Below are 15,725 nucleotides of genomic sequence, written 5' to 3'. Positions count from 1 at the left end.
CGGATGTCGCGGGCCGCTGCAAGACTGCAGAAATGTCTCTTCTCTCCGAACTGAGTGAGCGAGTTCCAGGCCGGGCCCATGGTCCCGGCGCATCCGAATACGACGCCGGCCGCACTGTCTTCGCCGGCGTCGGCGAACCCGAAGCGGTCGTGCGGCCGCATACCGCGGAAGAGGTCGCGGCCGCCGTCGGCCTCGCCGCAGCCGCCGGTCTTCCCATCGCCGTGCGCAGCGGCGGACACGGCCTCCTCCCCGTCGACGGCGGCCTCGTCGTCGACCTCGCCGAGTTCACCGCGATCGAGGTCGACGCCGCGGGCCTCGTCAGCGTCGGCGGCGGCGCCCGCTGGGGCGACGTCGCTGCGGCACTGGCTCCGCATGGCCTGGGCATCAGCTCGGGCGACACCCGAGACGTCGGCGTCGGCGGCCTCGCCCTCGGCGGTGGCATCGGCTGGCTCGTGCGCGGGCAGGGGCTCGCCATCGACGCGCTGCGCGAGGTCGAGCTCGTGACCGCGGCGGGCGAGGTGCTGACCGTGAACGAGACGGCCCACCCCGAGGTGTTCTGGGCGCTGCGCGGCGGCGGCGGCAACTTCGGCGTGGTCACCCGCTTCGTCTTCCAGGCCGTGCCTGCCGACGGACTCGTCGCCGGTCACGTGACCTTCGACCGGTCCGACGTTCCCGCGCTGCTGCGCGCCTGGCGCGACGTCATGCGCACGGGTCCCGACGAGCTGAACTCGTCGCTCATGCTCGTGCCACCGTTCGGGCCCGAGATGCCCGGCGGTCCGCAGCTCGGCGTGGCGTTGCAGGGCAGCGAGGCGCAGCTCCGCGAGCTGCTCGCGCCGCTGCTCGAGCTGCCGTCGGTCACCGAGGCGAAGATCGCGCCGAGCACGTACGGCGAGCTGCTCGAGGATGCTCCACCCGGGCGACCGCCGTTCCGGTTCGTCGGCGGCAACGGCTTCGTGCCCGAGCTCTCCGACGCGGCGCTCGACGCCGTCGCGGCCGCCTACGCCCGCGAGGTGCCGACGATGGTGCTGCTCCGCGCCCTCGGCGGGGCGTTCTCACGCGTCGCGCCCGACGCCACGGCGATCGCCTTCCGTGACGCCGAGACGCTCCTGATCGTCAACGGCGTGGTCGCGCCCGACGCCGCGCCCGAGCAGGTCGCGGCGGTGAAGGCCGGCAGCGATGCCGCCCTCGCGTTCACGAGCGGCGTCTACGGCAACTTCGCGGCCGAGTACAGTGACGAGATCACGGCGGCGATGTACCCGCCGGCCACCCTCGAGCGGCTGCGCCGGGTGAAGGCGCGGCTCGACCCGGGCAACGCGTTCCGGCGCAACCACAACATCACGCCGGCGGGCTGAGCAACGGCGAGCGGATGTCGCGGCGGCATGCCCGCGGCATCCGCTCGCCCGCCCGTCGTCGGGGTGCCGACTCAGACGCTGACGAGCGGCGAGGCGATCGCCTCGAGCGCGCCCGGCACCAGGCGGTAGTACGCCCACGTGCCGCGCTTCGAGCGCGAGAGGATGCCGGCCTCGGTGAGGATCTTCAGGTGGTGCGACACGGTCGGCTGGCTGAGGCCGACCGGCTCGGTGAGGTCGCACACGCACGCCTCCTGACCTTCGGATGCCGCGACGATCGAGACGAGACGCAGCCGCACGGGGTCGGCGATGGCCTTGAGCGTTCGGGCGAAGACCTCGGCGTCGTCGGCGGTGATCGTCGCGCGGGTGAGCGGTGCGCAGCACGCTTCGGGCGCGGCTGCGACGTCCACCACGGGGAGCTCGACGATCGTCATGAACAGCAGTCTCTCATATATTGACATCCATCGATATAGCGACCACACTTCTGTATCGACGAACTTCAATGAATGACGACCTCCGATGAATGGAGCACCCGGATGACCCTCATCGACCTCACCGCACCGAGGACCCTCCCCTCGCGGCTGCAGGCCCTGCCCGTCGCGATCATCGGCGCCGGTCCGATCGGACTCGCCACCGCAGCGAACCTCGTCGAGCGCGGGCTCGACTTCGTGCTGCTCGAGGCCGGCGACCGCATCGGCGCGAGCGTCGCCCAGTGGGGGCACACCCGGCTCTTCTCGCCGTGGCGGCACCTCGTCGACCCGGCATCGCAGCGGCTCCTCGCCGCGACCGGCTGGCAGGCGCCTCCGGCGGACTCGCTGCCCTCGGGCACCGAGCTCGTCGAGCGGTTCCTCGCCCCCCTCGCCGCACTGCCCGCGATCGCGGAGCGCACCCGCCTCGGCGTCGAGGTCACCGACGTCACCCGCGAGGGCATGGACCGCACGCGCACCGCCGGTCGCGCGCAGACGCCGTTCCTGCTCCGCATCCGCACGGCCGACGGCGTCGAGGAGCTCACCGCACGAGCCGTCATCGACGCCTCGGGCACGTACCGCACCCCCAACAGCCTCGGCTCCTCGGGCATCGACCCGCTCGGTCTCTCCGAGGTGGAAGATCTGGTGAGCCACCCGCTGCCCGACGTGCTCGGGCGCGACCGGGCGCTGTTCGCCGGACAGCACACCGTCGTCGTCGGCGCCGGTCACTCGGCCGCCAATACCCTGCTGAACCTCGCGGCACTCGCCGAGCAGGAGCCCGGCACCCGCATCACCTGGGTCATCCGCAACGCCACCGCGGCCCGCGTCTCGACCGCGCCCGACGACGAACTGCAGGCTCGGGCCTCGATCGGCGCCCGCGTCGACGCGCTCGTCGCTGCCGGGCGCATCGAGCTCGTCGATCGCTTCGAGATCGTGCGCCTCGCGCGCGGCGCCGGCGACGAGGCATCCGCCGCCCGCATCACCGGCCGCCGCGGCGATGGGCTCGAGACGATCTCGGCCGACCGCATCGTGAACGCCACCGGGTTCCGGCCGAACCTCGAGATGCTCCGCGAGATCCGGCTCGAGCTCGACGACATCGTCGAGGCCCCGCGCCGGCTCGCCCCGCTCATCGACCCGAACGTGCACTCGTGCGGCACGGTCGAGCCGCACGGATTCGGCGAGCTCCAGCAGCCGGAGCGCGACTTCTTCATCGTCGGCATGAAGAGCTACGGCCGGGCGCCGACGTTCCTGCTCGCGACCGGCTACGAGCAGGTGCGCTCGGTGACGGCCTGGCTGGCCGGCGATGCCGCCGCCGCTCGCGACGTCGCTCTCGTGCTGCCGGCCACGGGCGTGTGCTCGACCGGCGCGAGCGCCGAGCCGGGTGCCGACTCCGGCAGCTGCTGCGGCTGAGCGAGTCCGCGCCGGCGCCGCGCGCGCCGGCGCCGCGCCTGCGCCTGCGCCTGCGCCTGCCTAGCTCGCCCGCGCGGTGAACGCCGCGACGAGCGCGAGCCCGGCCATGATCGCCGTCATCGCGGCATACGACCCCGCCCCGGCGGCGACCGCCGGACCGATCGCCGGGGTGAGCGCGGCCGCGATCGTGATCGGCGCGGCGAACGCGCCGTTGATCGCGCCGTAGTTGCGCGTGCCCCACCGATCGGCGACGGCCGACGCCTGCACGAGCGTCTGCGCGCCCCGCACCGCGCCGGCGACGATGCCGATCACGATGAGCAGCCAGGTCGGGCCGGGCACGAACGCGAGCGCTGCGAGCGACGCCGCGGCGAGCGCGCACACGACGGAGACGGGAACCCACGGGCGGACCCCGCGCGGCAGCACGAGGAACAGCAGGCGCCCGATCACCTGACCCGCGCCGATGAGGCCGAGTGCGAGCGCCGCCATCTCGAACGTCAGCCCCTTCTCCATGTACAGCGGCACCGCCGCGAGCGTCGCGCTGAGCATCGCCACGGCGAGGGCGACCATCGAGATCTCGAGCATCCAGAAGCGCCGGGTACGGAGCACCGACCCCACGGTGTGATGGGTCTCATGGTGCTCGACGGGTCGATGCGGCCAGCGCCGCTCGAGCGAGAGCAGGTGCACCGGCACCGTGACGAGGGCGAGCACCGCGGCGAGCACGAGGAACGTCGCCCGCCAGTCCAGCACCGAGAGCAGGCCGGCGACGATCGGGGCGAAGATCGTCGATGCGAGCCCTCCGGCGAGCGTCAGGATCGTCATCGGCACCTGGCGCCGATCGCCGTACCGCCGGGTGATCACCGTGAATGCGGCCTGGTAGAGGACGGCCGCCTGCGCGATGCCGCACACGAGCCATGCTGCGGCGAAGACGATGAGGTCGGGCGCGAGCGCCACGCCGACGAGGCCAGCCGCCCCGATCATCGACCCGATGCTCATCACGCGGCGCGGGCCGCGCTCGTCGAGCAGCCGACCGACGAGCACGCCGACGATCGCCGACACCACGAGCCCACCCGAGAACGCGGCGGTGATGGCGACGAGCGACCAGCCCGTCTCACGGGCGACCTCGGGCGCGGCGACGATCATCGCGTAGTAGAGGATGCCCCAGCTGACGATCTGCCCGATCGACAGCGCCGCGAGCCGCAGACCCGGCCGACCCGCTGGCAGGGGCGGCGCCTCGACGTCGTCGATGCGGTCGGCGCGGCTCATCTCCCCCACGCTATCGCGGAGCGCGGATGCCCCGTGGCGCGAGCCGTGAACCCTCGATGAACCCTCGGCCGGCCGCCCTCAGCGGCCGCCCTCGCTCAGCCCGCGAACCCGCGGAACGGGTCGTTCGCCTCTTCGCGCCGGGCGCGTTCGGCCGCTGCGGCGGCGACGCCCTTGTCGAGGTCGGCCAGCAAGTCGCGCACGCGGTCGTCGCGCTCGGCTTCGTAGGTCTCGTCGACCTCGATCGCGGGCCACTCGCCCCACTCGCGATCGAGGCGGGTCTCGATCGCGCCCGAGACCTCCTCCCACGCCTCTTCCCGTGCACGCTCGGCGAAGGCCCTGAGGAACTCGGGATCGTTGCGGCGCACCCACAGTTCCTTCGCCACGGCGGCGTAGACCTGTTCGCGGCGGCGGAGGTTCGCGGCATCCGCTCGCCGGTAGTCGTGCTCGTGCGACGAGCGGCCCTCGCGGCTCGCTGCGGTGGAGCGGGCCTCGCCGGTGCGCTCGGCGACCTCATCGGCCTCCTGCACGAGCTCGTAGAGCACCTCGCGCGCGGCGGCGGCGGCGCGCTCGGGAGCGAACGGCTCCTCACCGCGGAGCGCCTCGACGATCATCCGGTTCTTCAGCGCCATGCGCCCGGCCGACTCGGCGACGAGCACGCCTTCCGCGAGCATCTCGTCGAAGGTGGGCGTCGGCGCCTCGGGCAGGGCGGTGCGATCGAACGGCCTGAACCGTCGTCGCTGCCGCTTGCGCCACATGGGCATGCCGATCGACCTCCGAACGTCGGTGTCCGCCCGCCATTCAGCGGTCGGAGATCGAGCCTATCGCGGCCCCCAGTCGCGTCGGTGGTCTCGATCAGCCCTGCCGACATGAACCGAGCGGATGTCGCGGAGCAGGCGTCCAGCATCCGCGTCGGTGGTCGCAGGTAGCCTGCCGACATGAACCGAGCGGATGCCCCGGTGCGGGCGTGCAGCATCCGCCTCGACGAAGGGCCGTGCCAGGCGACCGTCGAGGCGGGCGCACCCCTCGACCTCTGCACCGGGCACCTGCTCGCGGCCTACGACTGGATCGCACGCGGCGTCGGTGTGACCGACCTGCTGCCCGGCCCCTGTCTCGTCTGCGGGTCCCGTGTCGGTGTCGAGTACCCCTCGGGCCGAATCTGCGCGGTCTGCGAGTGGCGGGTCGGCGACGTGCCCGATGTCGCGGTGGCCGACCCCAGGGTCGACGTCGTCTACTACCTCGGCTACCGCGACCAGATCAAGATCGGCACCTCGGGCAACCCGCGCGTGCGCGTCGCGAGCCTGCCGCACGACGAGGTGCTCGCGTTCGAGCTCGGCGATCGCACGGTCGAGCAGCGCCGCCATGCGCAGTTCGCGGTGCACCGCTTCGCGGGCACCGAATGGTTCGGGGTGCACGACGAGCTGCTCGCGCACATCGCCGAGCTGCGGCTCGGCGTCGCGGATCCCTGGGCGCAGTACGACCGCTGGGTGAGCCGACGGTTGGCCACTCAGGGGTAGCAGGCGAGCGGCCGGGGGCCGCGGCTCGGCGCTGCGCGCGCTCCGCTACCCGAGGACCGATGCCGTCTCGGCGTCGGTGCGGCGCGCGATCATCGCAGCGTGCGGTCGGACGCCCGGATCGGTGCGGGTGTGCACCTCCTCGACCGTGAACCCCGCGGCCTCGAGGCGCTCCGCCATCGCGGACGGCGGCCAGAAGTAGGCGGTCACGACCTTGTGCGGGAACGGCTCGACACGCGCGCCGTCGAAGAAGCCGAGCAGCAGGCTTCCGCCCGGGCGGATGCAGCGCGCGAACTCGTCGAGGGCCGCCGGCACCCGTGCCGGCGCGAGGTGGATCAGCGAGTACCACGCGAGGATTCCGTCGAGCGAGGCATCGGGCACGCCGAGGTCGTCGAACGACGCCACCCGGAACGGGACCTCGGGGAATCGGTCACGCGCCCGCGCGACGAACGCGGGCACGAGGTCGACGCCCTCGACGTCGTGGCCGAGCCGCATGAGGTGGTCGGTCCACTGGCCCGGCCCGCACCCGGCGTCGAGCACCGGCCCGTCGACGCGCTCGGCCCACCGGGAGACGAGTGCGCGGTCGAGTTCGTGCGCGTCGTCGACCGAGCCGAACAACGAGATGTACTCCTCGGCTCGCCCGGCGTAGGCATCCCGCACCTCGGCCGTCGAGGTGTCGGCCGCCGGCTCGGTCGCCATGCCGTCGCCGGCTACCAGGGCGACGGGCGGTCGGGGTCGCGCCGGCCGTCATCCGGAAGATGCGGCAGTTCGTTGCCGCCCGCGCGGATGCACAGCCAGCGCAGCTGCTCGGGGCTGTCGGGCGAGCAGCGCCAGGTGCGCCAGACGCCCTGGCCGACGCGCACGACGCTGCCGGGGCCGACGTCGACGACCGCGTCGTCGAGGCCCATCTGCCCCCGGCCGGCGAGGAAGACGTAGACCTCCTCGATGTGCGAGTGCGTGTGCCAGTAGCCCGCCTCTTCAGCGGGCTCGAAGGCGTTCGCCGTCATGCCGATGTACTGCATGGCCAGGTCGTGGTCGACGACCCGTCGCCCGTCGCGGGAGCTGTCGGGGCGGAAGCCGCCGAAATGCTCCCGCCACGCGTCGAGTCCGCCCATCTCCAACACTTCGTAGTCGCTCACGTCGTCACTGTAACGGGCGGTGCCGACACGGGACGTACCCCCGCGCGCTCCACCGCACATCGAGATGGCGCGTGTTGTCGGAATGCTCGCGGTCGTTCCGACCACATGCGTCATCTCGACGCCGGACGAGCGTGAGTACACGCGTCCGACGTCAGGGGCAGTGCAGCTGCGTGCGCTCGAACGAACGATCGATCGTGTGGCTCGACATCGGAGCACCGCAGAGCGGGCAGGCGGGAGGTGTCGCCTGCACCGGCTCCTCGTCGTACGGGCCGAGCGGCGGAGGCCCGATGTAGGGCAGCAGCTTCGCGTTCAGCCAGTCGATGAAGCCGGCGTAGCCGCGTTGGGCTCCGGGTGGCGTGTCCCGCTTTCTTCGTGTCACAATCATTAGTGTACTAATTATTTGCCGCCACGTCATACTGGAAGCCCATGAACGCCCGAAGCGCACTCCCCGACACCGCCGATACGACGGCTGCAGCGGCATCCGACGACCTGCTCGCCCTCGAGAACCAGGTCTGCTTCGCCCTCGCCGTCGCCGCGCGCGGCGTGATCGGCATCTACCGACCGATCCTCGAACCGCTCGGGCTCACCCACCCGCAGTACCTCGTCATGCTCGCGCTCTGGCAGCGGAGCCCGCGCACCGTGCGCGACCTCGGCGAGGCGCTGCAGCTCGAGCCGGCGACCCTGTCACCGCTGCTCAAGCGGCTCGAGGCCCAGGGCTACCTCACCCGGGAGCGCAGCGCCCGCGACGAGCGCGCCCTCGACGTCGCACTCACCCCCGCCGGGCAGGCCCTGCGCGAGCAGGCCCTCACCATCCCGCCGCAGGTCGTCGACCGGCTCGGCATGAGCCTCGACGAGCTCGGCAGCCTGCGCGACCGCCTCACCGAGGTCATCGAGGCCGTGCAGCACGACTGATCCGGCTCAGGCCTCGGGGTCGAACCCGGCGACCCGGCCGTCGGCCGAGGCGTACTTGACGATGAGGCTCGCGTCCTTGCCGCCGAAGCCCTCCTCGATCAGCCGCTCGAACTGCTCGAGGGCGATGCGCGACGCCGGCATGTGCAGTCCGGCCGCCTCGCCCGCCGCGACCGCGAACGAGAGGTCCTTCTCGGCGAGCACGGCCGAGAACGTGGCGTCGAACCCGCGGTTCGCCGGGCTCGTCGGCACGACGCCCGGCGTCGGGTACCAAGTGCGCAGTGGCCACGACTCCCCCGACGAGACCGAGGCCACCTCGAAGAACTTCGCCGGGTCGAGCCCGAGCTCGGCGGCGAGTTGCGCCCCCTCGGAGACGCCGAGCAGCGAGACGAAGAGCATGAGGTTGTTCGCGAGCTTCGCGGCGATGCCCATCGTGGGGCCACCGAGGTCGAAGACGTGCGCGGCGAGCGGCTCGACGAGGCTCGTGGCCTCGGCGACATCCGCAGGATCGCCGCCGAGCATGAAGGTGAGCGTGGCCGCCTCGGCGCCCGCGATGCCGCCGGAGACGGGCGAGTCGACGAAGCGGAAGCCGCGTTCGACGGATGCCTCGTGGCAGAACCTCGACGTCGCGACGTCGACGGTCGAGGTGTCGAGCAGCAGCGCCGAGGCGGGTGCCGCCGACCACACGCCGTCCTCGCCGCCGTAGACCTCGCGCACGTGCTCGCTGCGCGGCAGCGACGTGAAGACCGCGTCGACCCCCTCTGCCGCCTCCTCGACGGTCGCGACGATGCGCACGCCGCGCTCGGCGGCCGCGGTGCGCGCCGCCGGCACGGGGTCGACGCCCCGAACGATGTGCCCGGCCGCGACGAGGTTGCCCGCCATCGGGCCGCCCATGTGTCCCAGACCGATCCATGCGATGGTGGCCATGGTCCCTCCCGACGTCGTCGACGTGAAGCACTCGGCGGTATCCCCACGGGTCCGCCCGCTCCCACGATACGACGGTGCGTCCCGCTGCGGCTACCGCCGCCGCCGATCGCGCGTCAGGCCATGCCCTCGGCGGTCTGCTCGAGCTGCGACTTCGGCCGCGACCGCTGCGTGGCGAGCGCAGTGCCCGCGGCGCCGCACACGATGACGATGGCGATCACCTCGGTGGGCGAGAACGTCTCGGAGAGCACGAGCCAGCCGAAGACGGCCGCGATCACGGGGCCGAAGCTCGTGACGATCGCGTAGATGCGCGGCGAGATGCGGCGCAGGATCCAGGTGTCGAGGCTGTAGGGCAGCGCCGATGACAGCACGCCGACCCCGAGCAACAGGCCGACGATCGCCCAGTCGATGACCGCAGGGTCGAAGGTCGCCACCGCGAACGGCACCAGCAGCACGAGGCTGACGATGCTCGCGACGGTCAGCCCCTCGAGCCCGGGCAGCCCCACGGCGACCCGGCGGGTGAGCAGGATGTACCCGGCCCAGGCCGCCGCCGCGGTGAGGGCGAGGGCCAGGCCCCACGGGTCGATGGCCGCGGCATCCGAGGCCCCGGGGCCGACCAGCAGCACGACGCCGGCGCCGGCGGCGAGCGCGCAGACCGCGTCGAGCGCACGGCGCGAGCTCGCGAGTGCGATCGCGAGCGGCCCGAGGAACTCGATCGTCGCGGCGACGCCGAGGCCCAGCAGGTGCACGGACTCGTAGAAGGCGAGGTTCATGACGGCGAGCACGACGCCGAGCGCGACCGCCGGCCACAGCCGGCGCCACGTGAGCTCGCCGCGCTTCGGACGGTAGAACGGGAGCACGGCGACGACCATCACGAGCTGTCGCACGGCGACGACGACGAAGGAGCCGACGACGGGGATCACGAGGCCCGCGAGCGATGAGCCGAAGTTGATGGACACCTCGGTGCCGAGCTGGGTCGCAGCTCCGGCGAGGCTCCGGCGGTTCGCCGCGCCATGCGTGGGAGCCGGCGTGGTCGCCGGCCCGGGCGTCGTCTGGTCGGTCACCATACGACGATACGCGTCGTCGAGCGCGCCTCAGAATCCGGCGAGGCGGGCCCGCGCCGCGTCGAGGTCGGCACCGGTGCCGGGTGCCGGCACCTCGGCGACGACGAAGCCGTCGCGGCGCACGAGGTACACCCGATCGCGCCGGAGCCGCGCATGACGCGGCCGCCCGTCGTCGCGCGGGAACGCGTGCGCCTCGACCCCGAGTTCGGCGGCGATGCGGCGCACCGCCCGCTCGGGCACGCCGTAGCCGTGCAGCTGCCACTGCATCGACCGCAGGGCGGCGTAGTTCTCGCCCGTCCACCGCAGCCGCACGCCGACCGCCGAGTCGCGACGCGTGCCCGAGGCATCCGGCACCCGATAGCGGATACGGGTCTGCGAGAGGTATCCGAACACGCGACGGCCGCCGACGAGCCGCGGCATCACCCGGACGACGAGCGGGCCGATCACCGGCACGACGCGACCCCTGATGAATCGGGCGAGCGGCGCATCGGAGGTCACGACGGCGAAGGCGCGGTCGGTCGTCGCGACGAGCACCCGGCCGACCGGGCGCCGCTCGGCCTCGTACCGGTCGAGCCGGGCGTCGGGCATGCCGCCGACCAGGACGTCGGCGAGCGTGCACGCGAGATCGTGCGCCTCCTGCAGCCCGGTGTTCATGCCCTGCGCCCCGACCGGCGAGTGGATGTGCGCGGCATCGCCGACGAGGAAGCACGGCCCGTCGCGGAATCGCGCGGCGAGGCGGTGGTGCAGCCGATACGTCGTGAACCACGCGGATGCCGCGTACCGCACGCCGAACTCGCGATCGAGCATGCCCTGCACGAACGACTCGGGCAGCTCGCCGTGCTCGTCGCGATCGCGGTCGCGGACGACCCCGAGCAGGCGCGCCCGTCCGGGGCCCATGGGAAAGGCGAGCAGGAAGTGCTCGGCCGTGACGCGCACGTTGATCGCGTCGCCGACGAGTCCCATGACGCCCGAGGCATCCGCGACGTAGAAGGTGTGCTCGTTGGTCACGCCCTCGAACGGGATGCCCAGCGACTCCCGCACGACCGAGTGCGCGCCGTCGGCGCCGACGCAGTAGCGGGCGTGCACGGTGACCGGTCCGTCGGGCCCGGCGAGCACGGCGGTGACGGATGCCGCGGCACCCGCTGCGCGCCCTGCCCCGCCGGCGCCGTCGCCCGCACCCGCCGCGCCCGTCTCGACCTCGAGCCGCTCGAGCCGGTGCCCCCACAGGACCTCCCGCCGGAGCTCGCCGAGCGCGTCGACGAGCAACTGCTCGTTGCGACTCTGCTCGAACACCGTGATCTCGGGGTAGGGCGTGACCCCCGCGCCGAGGGCGCGCAGCCGGATGCGCCCGAACGGGCGCCCCCCTCGGCCCGCGCCGGGCACCACGGTCGTCGCCGACGAACGCTCAGCGAGCACGCGGTCGACGAGTCCGAGCTGGTCGTAGAGCTCCATCGAGCGCGCCTGCACGGCGAGCGCGCGCGACTCGCGCGTCGGCCCCTGCTTGCCGTCGACGATGACCGCGTCGACCCCGAGCTTCGCGAGGCACACCGCGAGCATCAGTCCGCTCGGGCCTGCGCCGACGACGAGTACGTCGGTGTCGAGACGCTCGGCGGCCCTGCCCATGCCTCAACTGTCGCACCGCTCCGATCGGGATGCCACCCGCACTGCGTGGCGAGGCGATCCGCGGCACGGCGCGTCCCGCTCGCTATCGTGAGCACAGGCGCGAGCGGGCCCGCTCGCTGAGTGGAGTCACCATGTGGTGGAACAGGAAGCGATCCGAGCCGAAGGCCGGCGCGCACGAGGCCGAGGACGCGGCCGCGAAGCTCGAGGCTCCGGGCGGTGAGCACCGCAACGCCTTCATCCTGATGGGTCTCGGCGGCGCGGCTCTCGCCGCGTTCGGCATCGCCGGCATCGCCGGCATCGTCGCCCCGGTCTTCTTCGCGCTCGTGCTGACGATCTGCGCGCACCCGTTGCGCATGTGGCTCGAGGAGCGCGGCGTGCCACGCGGCATCGCCACCGGATCGGTCATCACGGCCGTCGTCCTGCTGCTCATCACCTTCGGCTACGCCGTGATGGTCGCGTTCGGCCAGTTCGCGACCCTGCTGACGGAGTACGCCGACGAGATCAAGGCCTGGGGCGCCGGTGTCGCGCAGTGGCTCGTCTCGATCGGCATCGGCGCCGACGAGGTGTCCTCCCTGTTCGCGGACTTCGACCCGGGCACCCTCATCGGCTTCGTGGGCGGCGTCGTCGGCGGCCTCGCCGGGTGGACCACGACCCTCGTCGTGCTCTTCACGATGCTGCTGCTCATGGCGATGGACGCCGGCTATCTGCCGACCCTGCTCCGCCAGCTGAAGCCGCACCGCCCGCTCGTCGTGGTCTCGCTCGTGAACTACGCGCACAACGTGCGCCGCTACATGATCGTGACGACCGTGCTGGGCCTCGCCCAGGGCCTCGTGAACTGGGTCGCGCTCACGATCATCGGGGTGCCCGGCGCGTTCATCTGGGGTCTGCTCGCGTTCCTCTGCAGCTTCATCCCCAACATCGGCTACTTCATCGCGATCATCCCGCCGATCGTCTTCGCGGCCCTCGTCGGCGGCTGGCCGATGGTGATCGCGGTGATCGTCGTGTACGGAGTCGTCAACGCCGTGATCCAGTCGGTCATCCAGCCGCGGGTCGTCGGCAACGCCGTGGCGCTCAGCCAGACGATCACGTTCTTCTCGGTGCTCTTCTGGGCCGTCGTCATCGGCCCGATCGGCGCGATCCTCGCCATTCCGCTCACGCTGCTCGTCCGCATGCTGCTCGTCGACTCGAATCCGAACTCCTTCTGGATGCGTCCGATGCTCGGCGAGCTCGACGAGACGAAGAGCATCATGGCCGAGTCGGATGCTGCGGCGAAGGCCGCCCGCAAGGCGAGGCACGCGGGCGATGCGGGAGGCCCGAACGACACCTCGGCCGAGAGCCCGGCCGCCACGGGCTGAGCGTCAGAGCACGATGTCGTCGGATGCCTCGAGCCGGCGCCATCCGGCGGCCGCGAGCGTCTGGGGCAGCACGTCGGCGGCCACGAGCTCGGGCATCACGAGACCGGTGAGGCCGGCGACGTCGCCGACGGGCACCTGGAAGGTGCGGAACGGGCCGAGCGGCGGGGCCTCCCCCGGTGCGGGCGCCACGAGCTCAGCCGCGCCGACGAGCGGCGCCTGGTCGACGACGAAGGCCGTCGTCGCGAGCCGGCCGCCCGAGTTCCACGCGACGACCTTCCAGAACCGGAGTGGCACCCGGATGCCGCGGTACGGCGGGTCGCCGGCGGCGAGCACCGGCGCCGTGAAGACGCTGAGCCGCAGCCCGTACGCTTCCGCGTGACCGAGCACGTGGTCTTCGAGGCCGAGCCACAGCTCTTTCGACTGGTTGAACCCCGAGGCCTGCGGTGCCGCATTGGGGTAGCGGAACGTCTCGGCGTTCGCGCGCGCAGCGACCTCGGGCGCGCCCCACACGGGGTCGCGGCGACGCACGAGGTGCCCCCGGTCGAAGTCGTTGCGGGCGTAGATCTCGGGGCCGGCCTGCCAGTCGGCGGGGATGCGCTCGTCGAGTCGCCACTCGTCGCCGCGCGGGAGGTCGATGAGCGATGGCCCGTCGACGTTGACCCCCGTGACCAGCGCCAGTCGCCTGGCCGTGTCGAGCACCACGGAGAAGTGGAGGTATTCGAGTTCGACGACCGCCGCGGCATCCGCTTCGCCGGCTCGTGGCATCGCCGCAGGAACACCCAGGAACCGCTCGTCGAAGCCCATGTGCCAAGTCGACCACGACCCTGTGACACGGCGCGAGATGCCCGGCTACATCTCGTCGAGCGCCGCACGCCGCGCGAGAACCGCCGCCTCCATGCGCGACGCGACGCCGAGTTTTCCGAGCACGCGAGAGACATGCGTCTTCGCCGTCGACTCGCTGATGCCGAGCTCGCCGGCGAGATCGGCATTGGAGAGACCGCGTCCGAGCCCGGCGAGTACCTCGCGCTCACGTTCGGTCAGCTCCGCGATGACCGGATCCGGCTCGGCCGGTGCCGCAGCCGTCCGGAATGCGTCGAGCATCCGGCGAGTGACCTCGGGCGCGAGCGCCCCCTCGCCGCGGGCGACCGCGTGCACCGCGGCGTGCAGGGCTCCAGCGCTCGCGGACTTCAAGAGAAATCCCGCCGCGCCCGCTCGCACGGCACCGAAGACGTACTCATCGAGGTCGAACGTGGTGAGCACGAGGACCTCGGCGAGCGCCTCTGCCACGATCGTCCGTGTCGCGTCGATGCCGTCGGTGCCGGGCATGCGGACATCCATGAGCACGACATCGGGTCGAAGGGCGCGCGCATTGCGCACCGCCGTAGCGCCGTCGGCGGCTTCACCCACCACCTCGATGTCCGCGGACTCGAGGAGCGCGCGCAGACCCGCCCGGATGGCGGCGTGATCGTCGGCGACGAGGACGCGCACGGTCATTGGGCGCTCCGCGGTATGCGTGCGTGAAGCCGCCACCCATCGTCGACCGGAGCCGCGACCAGGGTGCCGCCGAGGAGTTCGGCGCGCTCCCGGAGCAGGCTGAGGCCCTGGCCGGTCCCGATCGTCGGCGCCGACGGGGTGCCGCCTCGAGAGAGGATGCTCACCTCGGCCTCGGCCTCGGTCGCACGGAATCGGATCTCCACATCCGCTCCTGGCGTGTGGCGCTCCGCATTGCTGAGACCTTCGCCGACGATGCGGGCGAGCGCCTGGTCGATCGCAGTGGGGACCTGCGGCGTGTCGCCGACGATGGTGACCGCCACCGCGGAGTTCCGCGCCACGAGATCGGCCAGTTCCGCCAGGCGCGGTGGGACGATGAGCGGATCGGTTCCGGATCGCAGCACGAGGATCATCGAGCGCATCTCGTCGAGGCCATCGATGCTCGCCTCCCGAATCGCGCGCAGTGCAGACCGATCATGCGCCGGGCTCGCGGAAGACAGCGCCGCTTCAGCATGGATCGCGATCGCCGAGAGGTTGCCCGCGATGACGTCGTGGAGGTCGCGCGCCATCCGGCCGCGCTCCTCACGCACGGTGTCGGCCTTGACGCTGCCGGCGAAGCGTTCCGCGTCACGTGCCCGTGCCTCGGACAGGGCCGCCACCTCGCGACTCCGGCGCACGGACATGCCCCACCAGTACGGGGTACCGAGGAGGAAGAACGCCTGGAGCGCGAGGAGCACAGCGGCCTGCAGGTTCGCGCCGGTGAGCAGCGGCCCGACGAGGGACGCGACCACGAGCACGACGATGACGACGAGGAGTGCCCGGACGTGGCTCGCCCGCCCGTAGAGAACTGCGGAGTAGAGGAGGTCGAAGGAGACGAGAACGATGCCGAGGCTGCCGCCGAGCCAGATGTCGACGCCAGCGACCACGGCGCCGGCGAGCAGCATGGTCATCGGGCGGCGCCGCTTGCCGAGCATGAGCGCGGAGCCGGCGAGGATCGGGATGACATGCCACCACGGGCTGATCTCCGGCGCCCACGTGGCGTCCGACCAGAGATTCGTCAGCCCGATCGCGATGAACGCGATGCCTGCGGCCGCCGTGGCGAGCGCAGTCACGAGATCGGGCCGGGCGGCGTAGAGACGCAGCGCTTCCCGCACGACCGCCGCGTTCTGCCACTCCATGCCCCCATCACAGCACACGCCGCGGCGGCGGCGGTCCTCCGA

At 72.4% G+C, this 15,725-nt stretch carries 17 protein-coding genes; 5 read left to right on the top strand and 12 right to left on the bottom strand.

Going from position 1 to position 15,725, the window contains the following annotated elements:
* Positions 1-32 precede the first annotated feature (32 nt).
* Entirely contained in the window at positions 33-1,352 is a 1,320-nt protein-coding gene (locus ASE14_RS12495) for an FAD-binding oxidoreductase (protein ID WP_056654933.1), read from the top strand.
* A gap of 71 nt (positions 1,353-1,423) precedes the next feature.
* Here ASE14_RS12495 and ASE14_RS12490 read toward each other — a convergent pair whose 3' ends face one another.
* On the bottom strand, positions 1,424-1,783 hold the full coding sequence (locus tag ASE14_RS12490) for a metalloregulator ArsR/SmtB family transcription factor (RefSeq protein WP_056654931.1): 360 nt from the start codon (positions 1,781-1,783) through the stop codon (positions 1,424-1,426).
* Positions 1,784-1,885: 102 nt separating this feature from the next.
* On the opposite strand from ASE14_RS12490, the gene ASE14_RS12485 reads away from it, so the two are divergent.
* Positions 1,886-3,226, top strand: a complete 1,341-nt coding sequence (locus ASE14_RS12485) for an FAD-dependent oxidoreductase (protein ID WP_056656327.1) — start codon at positions 1,886-1,888, stop codon at positions 3,224-3,226.
* A 60-nt stretch (positions 3,227-3,286) separates the two neighbouring features.
* Here ASE14_RS12485 and ASE14_RS12480 read toward each other — a convergent pair whose 3' ends face one another.
* Both ASE14_RS12480 and ASE14_RS12475 read right to left on the bottom strand, forming a co-directional pair.
* Positions 3,287-4,489, bottom strand: coding sequence for an MFS transporter (locus ASE14_RS12480; protein ID WP_056654929.1), 1,203 nt, complete (start codon positions 4,487-4,489; stop codon positions 3,287-3,289).
* Between the two features lie 95 nt (positions 4,490-4,584).
* Positions 4,585-5,250, bottom strand: a complete 666-nt coding sequence (locus tag ASE14_RS12475) for a hypothetical protein (protein WP_157372965.1) — start codon at positions 5,248-5,250, stop codon at positions 4,585-4,587.
* A 174-nt stretch (positions 5,251-5,424) separates the two neighbouring features.
* Here ASE14_RS12475 and ASE14_RS12470 point away from each other — a divergent pair, with 174 nt between their 5' ends.
* Positions 5,425-6,003: a GIY-YIG nuclease family protein gene (locus ASE14_RS12470; RefSeq protein WP_056654926.1), complete on the top strand. Its 579-nt coding sequence runs from the start codon at positions 5,425-5,427 to the stop codon at positions 6,001-6,003.
* Between the two features lie 45 nt (positions 6,004-6,048).
* Here ASE14_RS12470 and ASE14_RS12465 read toward each other — a convergent pair whose 3' ends face one another.
* The 3 genes from ASE14_RS12465 to ASE14_RS12455 all read right to left on the bottom strand — a co-directional run bounded on the left by ASE14_RS12465 (position 6,049) and on the right by ASE14_RS12455 (position 7,518).
* Entirely contained in the window at positions 6,049-6,699 is a 651-nt protein-coding gene (locus ASE14_RS12465; protein ID WP_056654924.1) for a class I SAM-dependent methyltransferase, read from the bottom strand.
* 11 nt (positions 6,700-6,710) lie between these two features.
* On the bottom strand, positions 6,711-7,139 hold the full coding sequence (locus ASE14_RS12460; protein WP_056656323.1) for a cupin domain-containing protein: 429 nt from the start codon (positions 7,137-7,139) through the stop codon (positions 6,711-6,713).
* 151 nt (positions 7,140-7,290) lie between these two features.
* Positions 7,291-7,518 carry a hypothetical protein gene (locus tag ASE14_RS12455; protein ID WP_235511301.1) on the bottom strand — a complete coding sequence of 76 codons (228 nt, stop codon included), beginning with the start codon at positions 7,516-7,518 and terminating at the stop codon, positions 7,291-7,293.
* 47 nt (positions 7,519-7,565) lie between these two features.
* Between ASE14_RS12455 and ASE14_RS12450 the strand changes: the two genes are divergently transcribed.
* Positions 7,566-8,051, top strand: coding sequence for a MarR family winged helix-turn-helix transcriptional regulator (locus ASE14_RS12450; protein WP_056654920.1), 486 nt, complete (start codon positions 7,566-7,568; stop codon positions 8,049-8,051).
* A gap of 6 nt (positions 8,052-8,057) precedes the next feature.
* Here the strand turns inward: ASE14_RS12450 and ASE14_RS12445 are convergent, their stop codons facing one another.
* From ASE14_RS12445 to ASE14_RS12435, 3 genes are all read right to left on the bottom strand, one after another.
* Positions 8,058-8,975, bottom strand: coding sequence for an NAD(P)-dependent oxidoreductase (locus ASE14_RS12445; RefSeq protein WP_056654918.1), 918 nt, complete (start codon positions 8,973-8,975; stop codon positions 8,058-8,060).
* Positions 8,976-9,088: 113 nt separating this feature from the next.
* Entirely contained in the window at positions 9,089-10,039 is a 951-nt protein-coding gene (locus ASE14_RS12440; RefSeq protein WP_082600635.1) for an EamA family transporter, read from the bottom strand.
* A 27-nt stretch (positions 10,040-10,066) separates the two neighbouring features.
* Positions 10,067-11,659, bottom strand: a complete 1,593-nt coding sequence (locus tag ASE14_RS12435; RefSeq protein ID WP_056654916.1) for an FAD-dependent monooxygenase — start codon at positions 11,657-11,659, stop codon at positions 10,067-10,069.
* A gap of 131 nt (positions 11,660-11,790) precedes the next feature.
* Between ASE14_RS12435 and ASE14_RS12430 the strand changes: the two genes are divergently transcribed.
* A complete protein-coding gene (locus ASE14_RS12430) occupies positions 11,791-13,014 on the top strand; it encodes an AI-2E family transporter (RefSeq protein WP_082600632.1) in 1,224 nt (407 codons plus the stop codon).
* A gap of 3 nt (positions 13,015-13,017) precedes the next feature.
* Here the strand turns inward: ASE14_RS12430 and ASE14_RS12425 are convergent, their stop codons facing one another.
* From ASE14_RS12425 to ASE14_RS12415, 3 genes are read right to left on the bottom strand one after another with little or no spacing between them, the layout of a single operon-like run.
* Complete coding sequence (locus ASE14_RS12425; protein WP_056654914.1) at positions 13,018-13,818, bottom strand: DNA/RNA non-specific endonuclease; 801 nt, start codon at positions 13,816-13,818, stop codon at positions 13,018-13,020.
* A 45-nt stretch (positions 13,819-13,863) separates the two neighbouring features.
* Complete coding sequence (locus tag ASE14_RS12420) at positions 13,864-14,508, bottom strand: response regulator transcription factor (RefSeq protein WP_056654912.1); 645 nt, start codon at positions 14,506-14,508, stop codon at positions 13,864-13,866.
* A complete protein-coding gene (locus ASE14_RS12415; RefSeq protein ID WP_056654910.1) occupies positions 14,505-15,683 on the bottom strand; it encodes a sensor histidine kinase in 1,179 nt (392 codons plus the stop codon). Before ASE14_RS12415 ends, ASE14_RS12420 begins: the two co-directional genes overlap by 4 nt.
* Positions 15,684-15,725: the final 42 nt, after the last annotated feature.

It is taken from the genome of Agromyces sp. Root81 (assembly GCF_001429165.1).
Classification (GTDB): Bacteria; Actinomycetota; Actinomycetes; order Actinomycetales; family Microbacteriaceae; genus Agromyces.
The sequence above is the reverse complement of the archived record's forward strand: the minus strand, read 5'-3'. Positions and strand labels throughout refer to the sequence as shown.

Bases quoted from the DNA above. Each gene is read 5' to 3' on its own strand.
- ASE14_RS12490 (WP_056654931.1), bottom strand. From the start codon at position 1,783: ATGACGATCGTCGAGCTCCCCGTGGTGGACGTCGCAGCCGCGCCCGAA.
- ASE14_RS12495 (WP_056654933.1), top strand. From the start codon at position 33: ATGTCTCTTCTCTCCGAACTGAGTGAGCGAGTTCCAGGCCGGGCCCAT.
- ASE14_RS12445 (WP_056654918.1), bottom strand. From the start codon at position 8,975: ATGGCCACCATCGCATGGATCGGTCTGGGACACATGGGCGGCCCGATG.
- ASE14_RS12420 (WP_056654912.1), bottom strand. From the start codon at position 14,508: ATGACCGTGCGCGTCCTCGTCGCCGACGATCACGCCGCCATCCGGGCG.
- ASE14_RS12470 (WP_056654926.1), top strand. From the start codon at position 5,425: ATGAACCGAGCGGATGCCCCGGTGCGGGCGTGCAGCATCCGCCTCGAC.
- ASE14_RS12435 (WP_056654916.1), bottom strand. From the start codon at position 11,659: ATGGGCAGGGCCGCCGAGCGTCTCGACACCGACGTACTCGTCGTCGGC.
- ASE14_RS12440 (WP_082600635.1), bottom strand. From the start codon at position 10,039: ATGGTGACCGACCAGACGACGCCCGGGCCGGCGACCACGCCGGCTCCC.
- ASE14_RS12480 (WP_056654929.1), bottom strand. From the start codon at position 4,489: ATGAGCCGCGCCGACCGCATCGACGACGTCGAGGCGCCGCCCCTGCCA.
- ASE14_RS12450 (WP_056654920.1), top strand. From the start codon at position 7,566: ATGAACGCCCGAAGCGCACTCCCCGACACCGCCGATACGACGGCTGCA.
- ASE14_RS12485 (WP_056656327.1), top strand. From the start codon at position 1,886: ATGACCCTCATCGACCTCACCGCACCGAGGACCCTCCCCTCGCGGCTG.
- ASE14_RS12430 (WP_082600632.1), top strand. From the start codon at position 11,791: ATGTGGTGGAACAGGAAGCGATCCGAGCCGAAGGCCGGCGCGCACGAG.
- ASE14_RS12475 (WP_157372965.1), bottom strand. From the start codon at position 5,250: ATGCCCATGTGGCGCAAGCGGCAGCGACGACGGTTCAGGCCGTTCGAT.
- ASE14_RS12465 (WP_056654924.1), bottom strand. From the start codon at position 6,699: ATGGCGACCGAGCCGGCGGCCGACACCTCGACGGCCGAGGTGCGGGAT.
- ASE14_RS12415 (WP_056654910.1), bottom strand. From the start codon at position 15,683: ATGGAGTGGCAGAACGCGGCGGTCGTGCGGGAAGCGCTGCGTCTCTAC.
- ASE14_RS12425 (WP_056654914.1), bottom strand. From the start codon at position 13,818: ATGGGCTTCGACGAGCGGTTCCTGGGTGTTCCTGCGGCGATGCCACGA.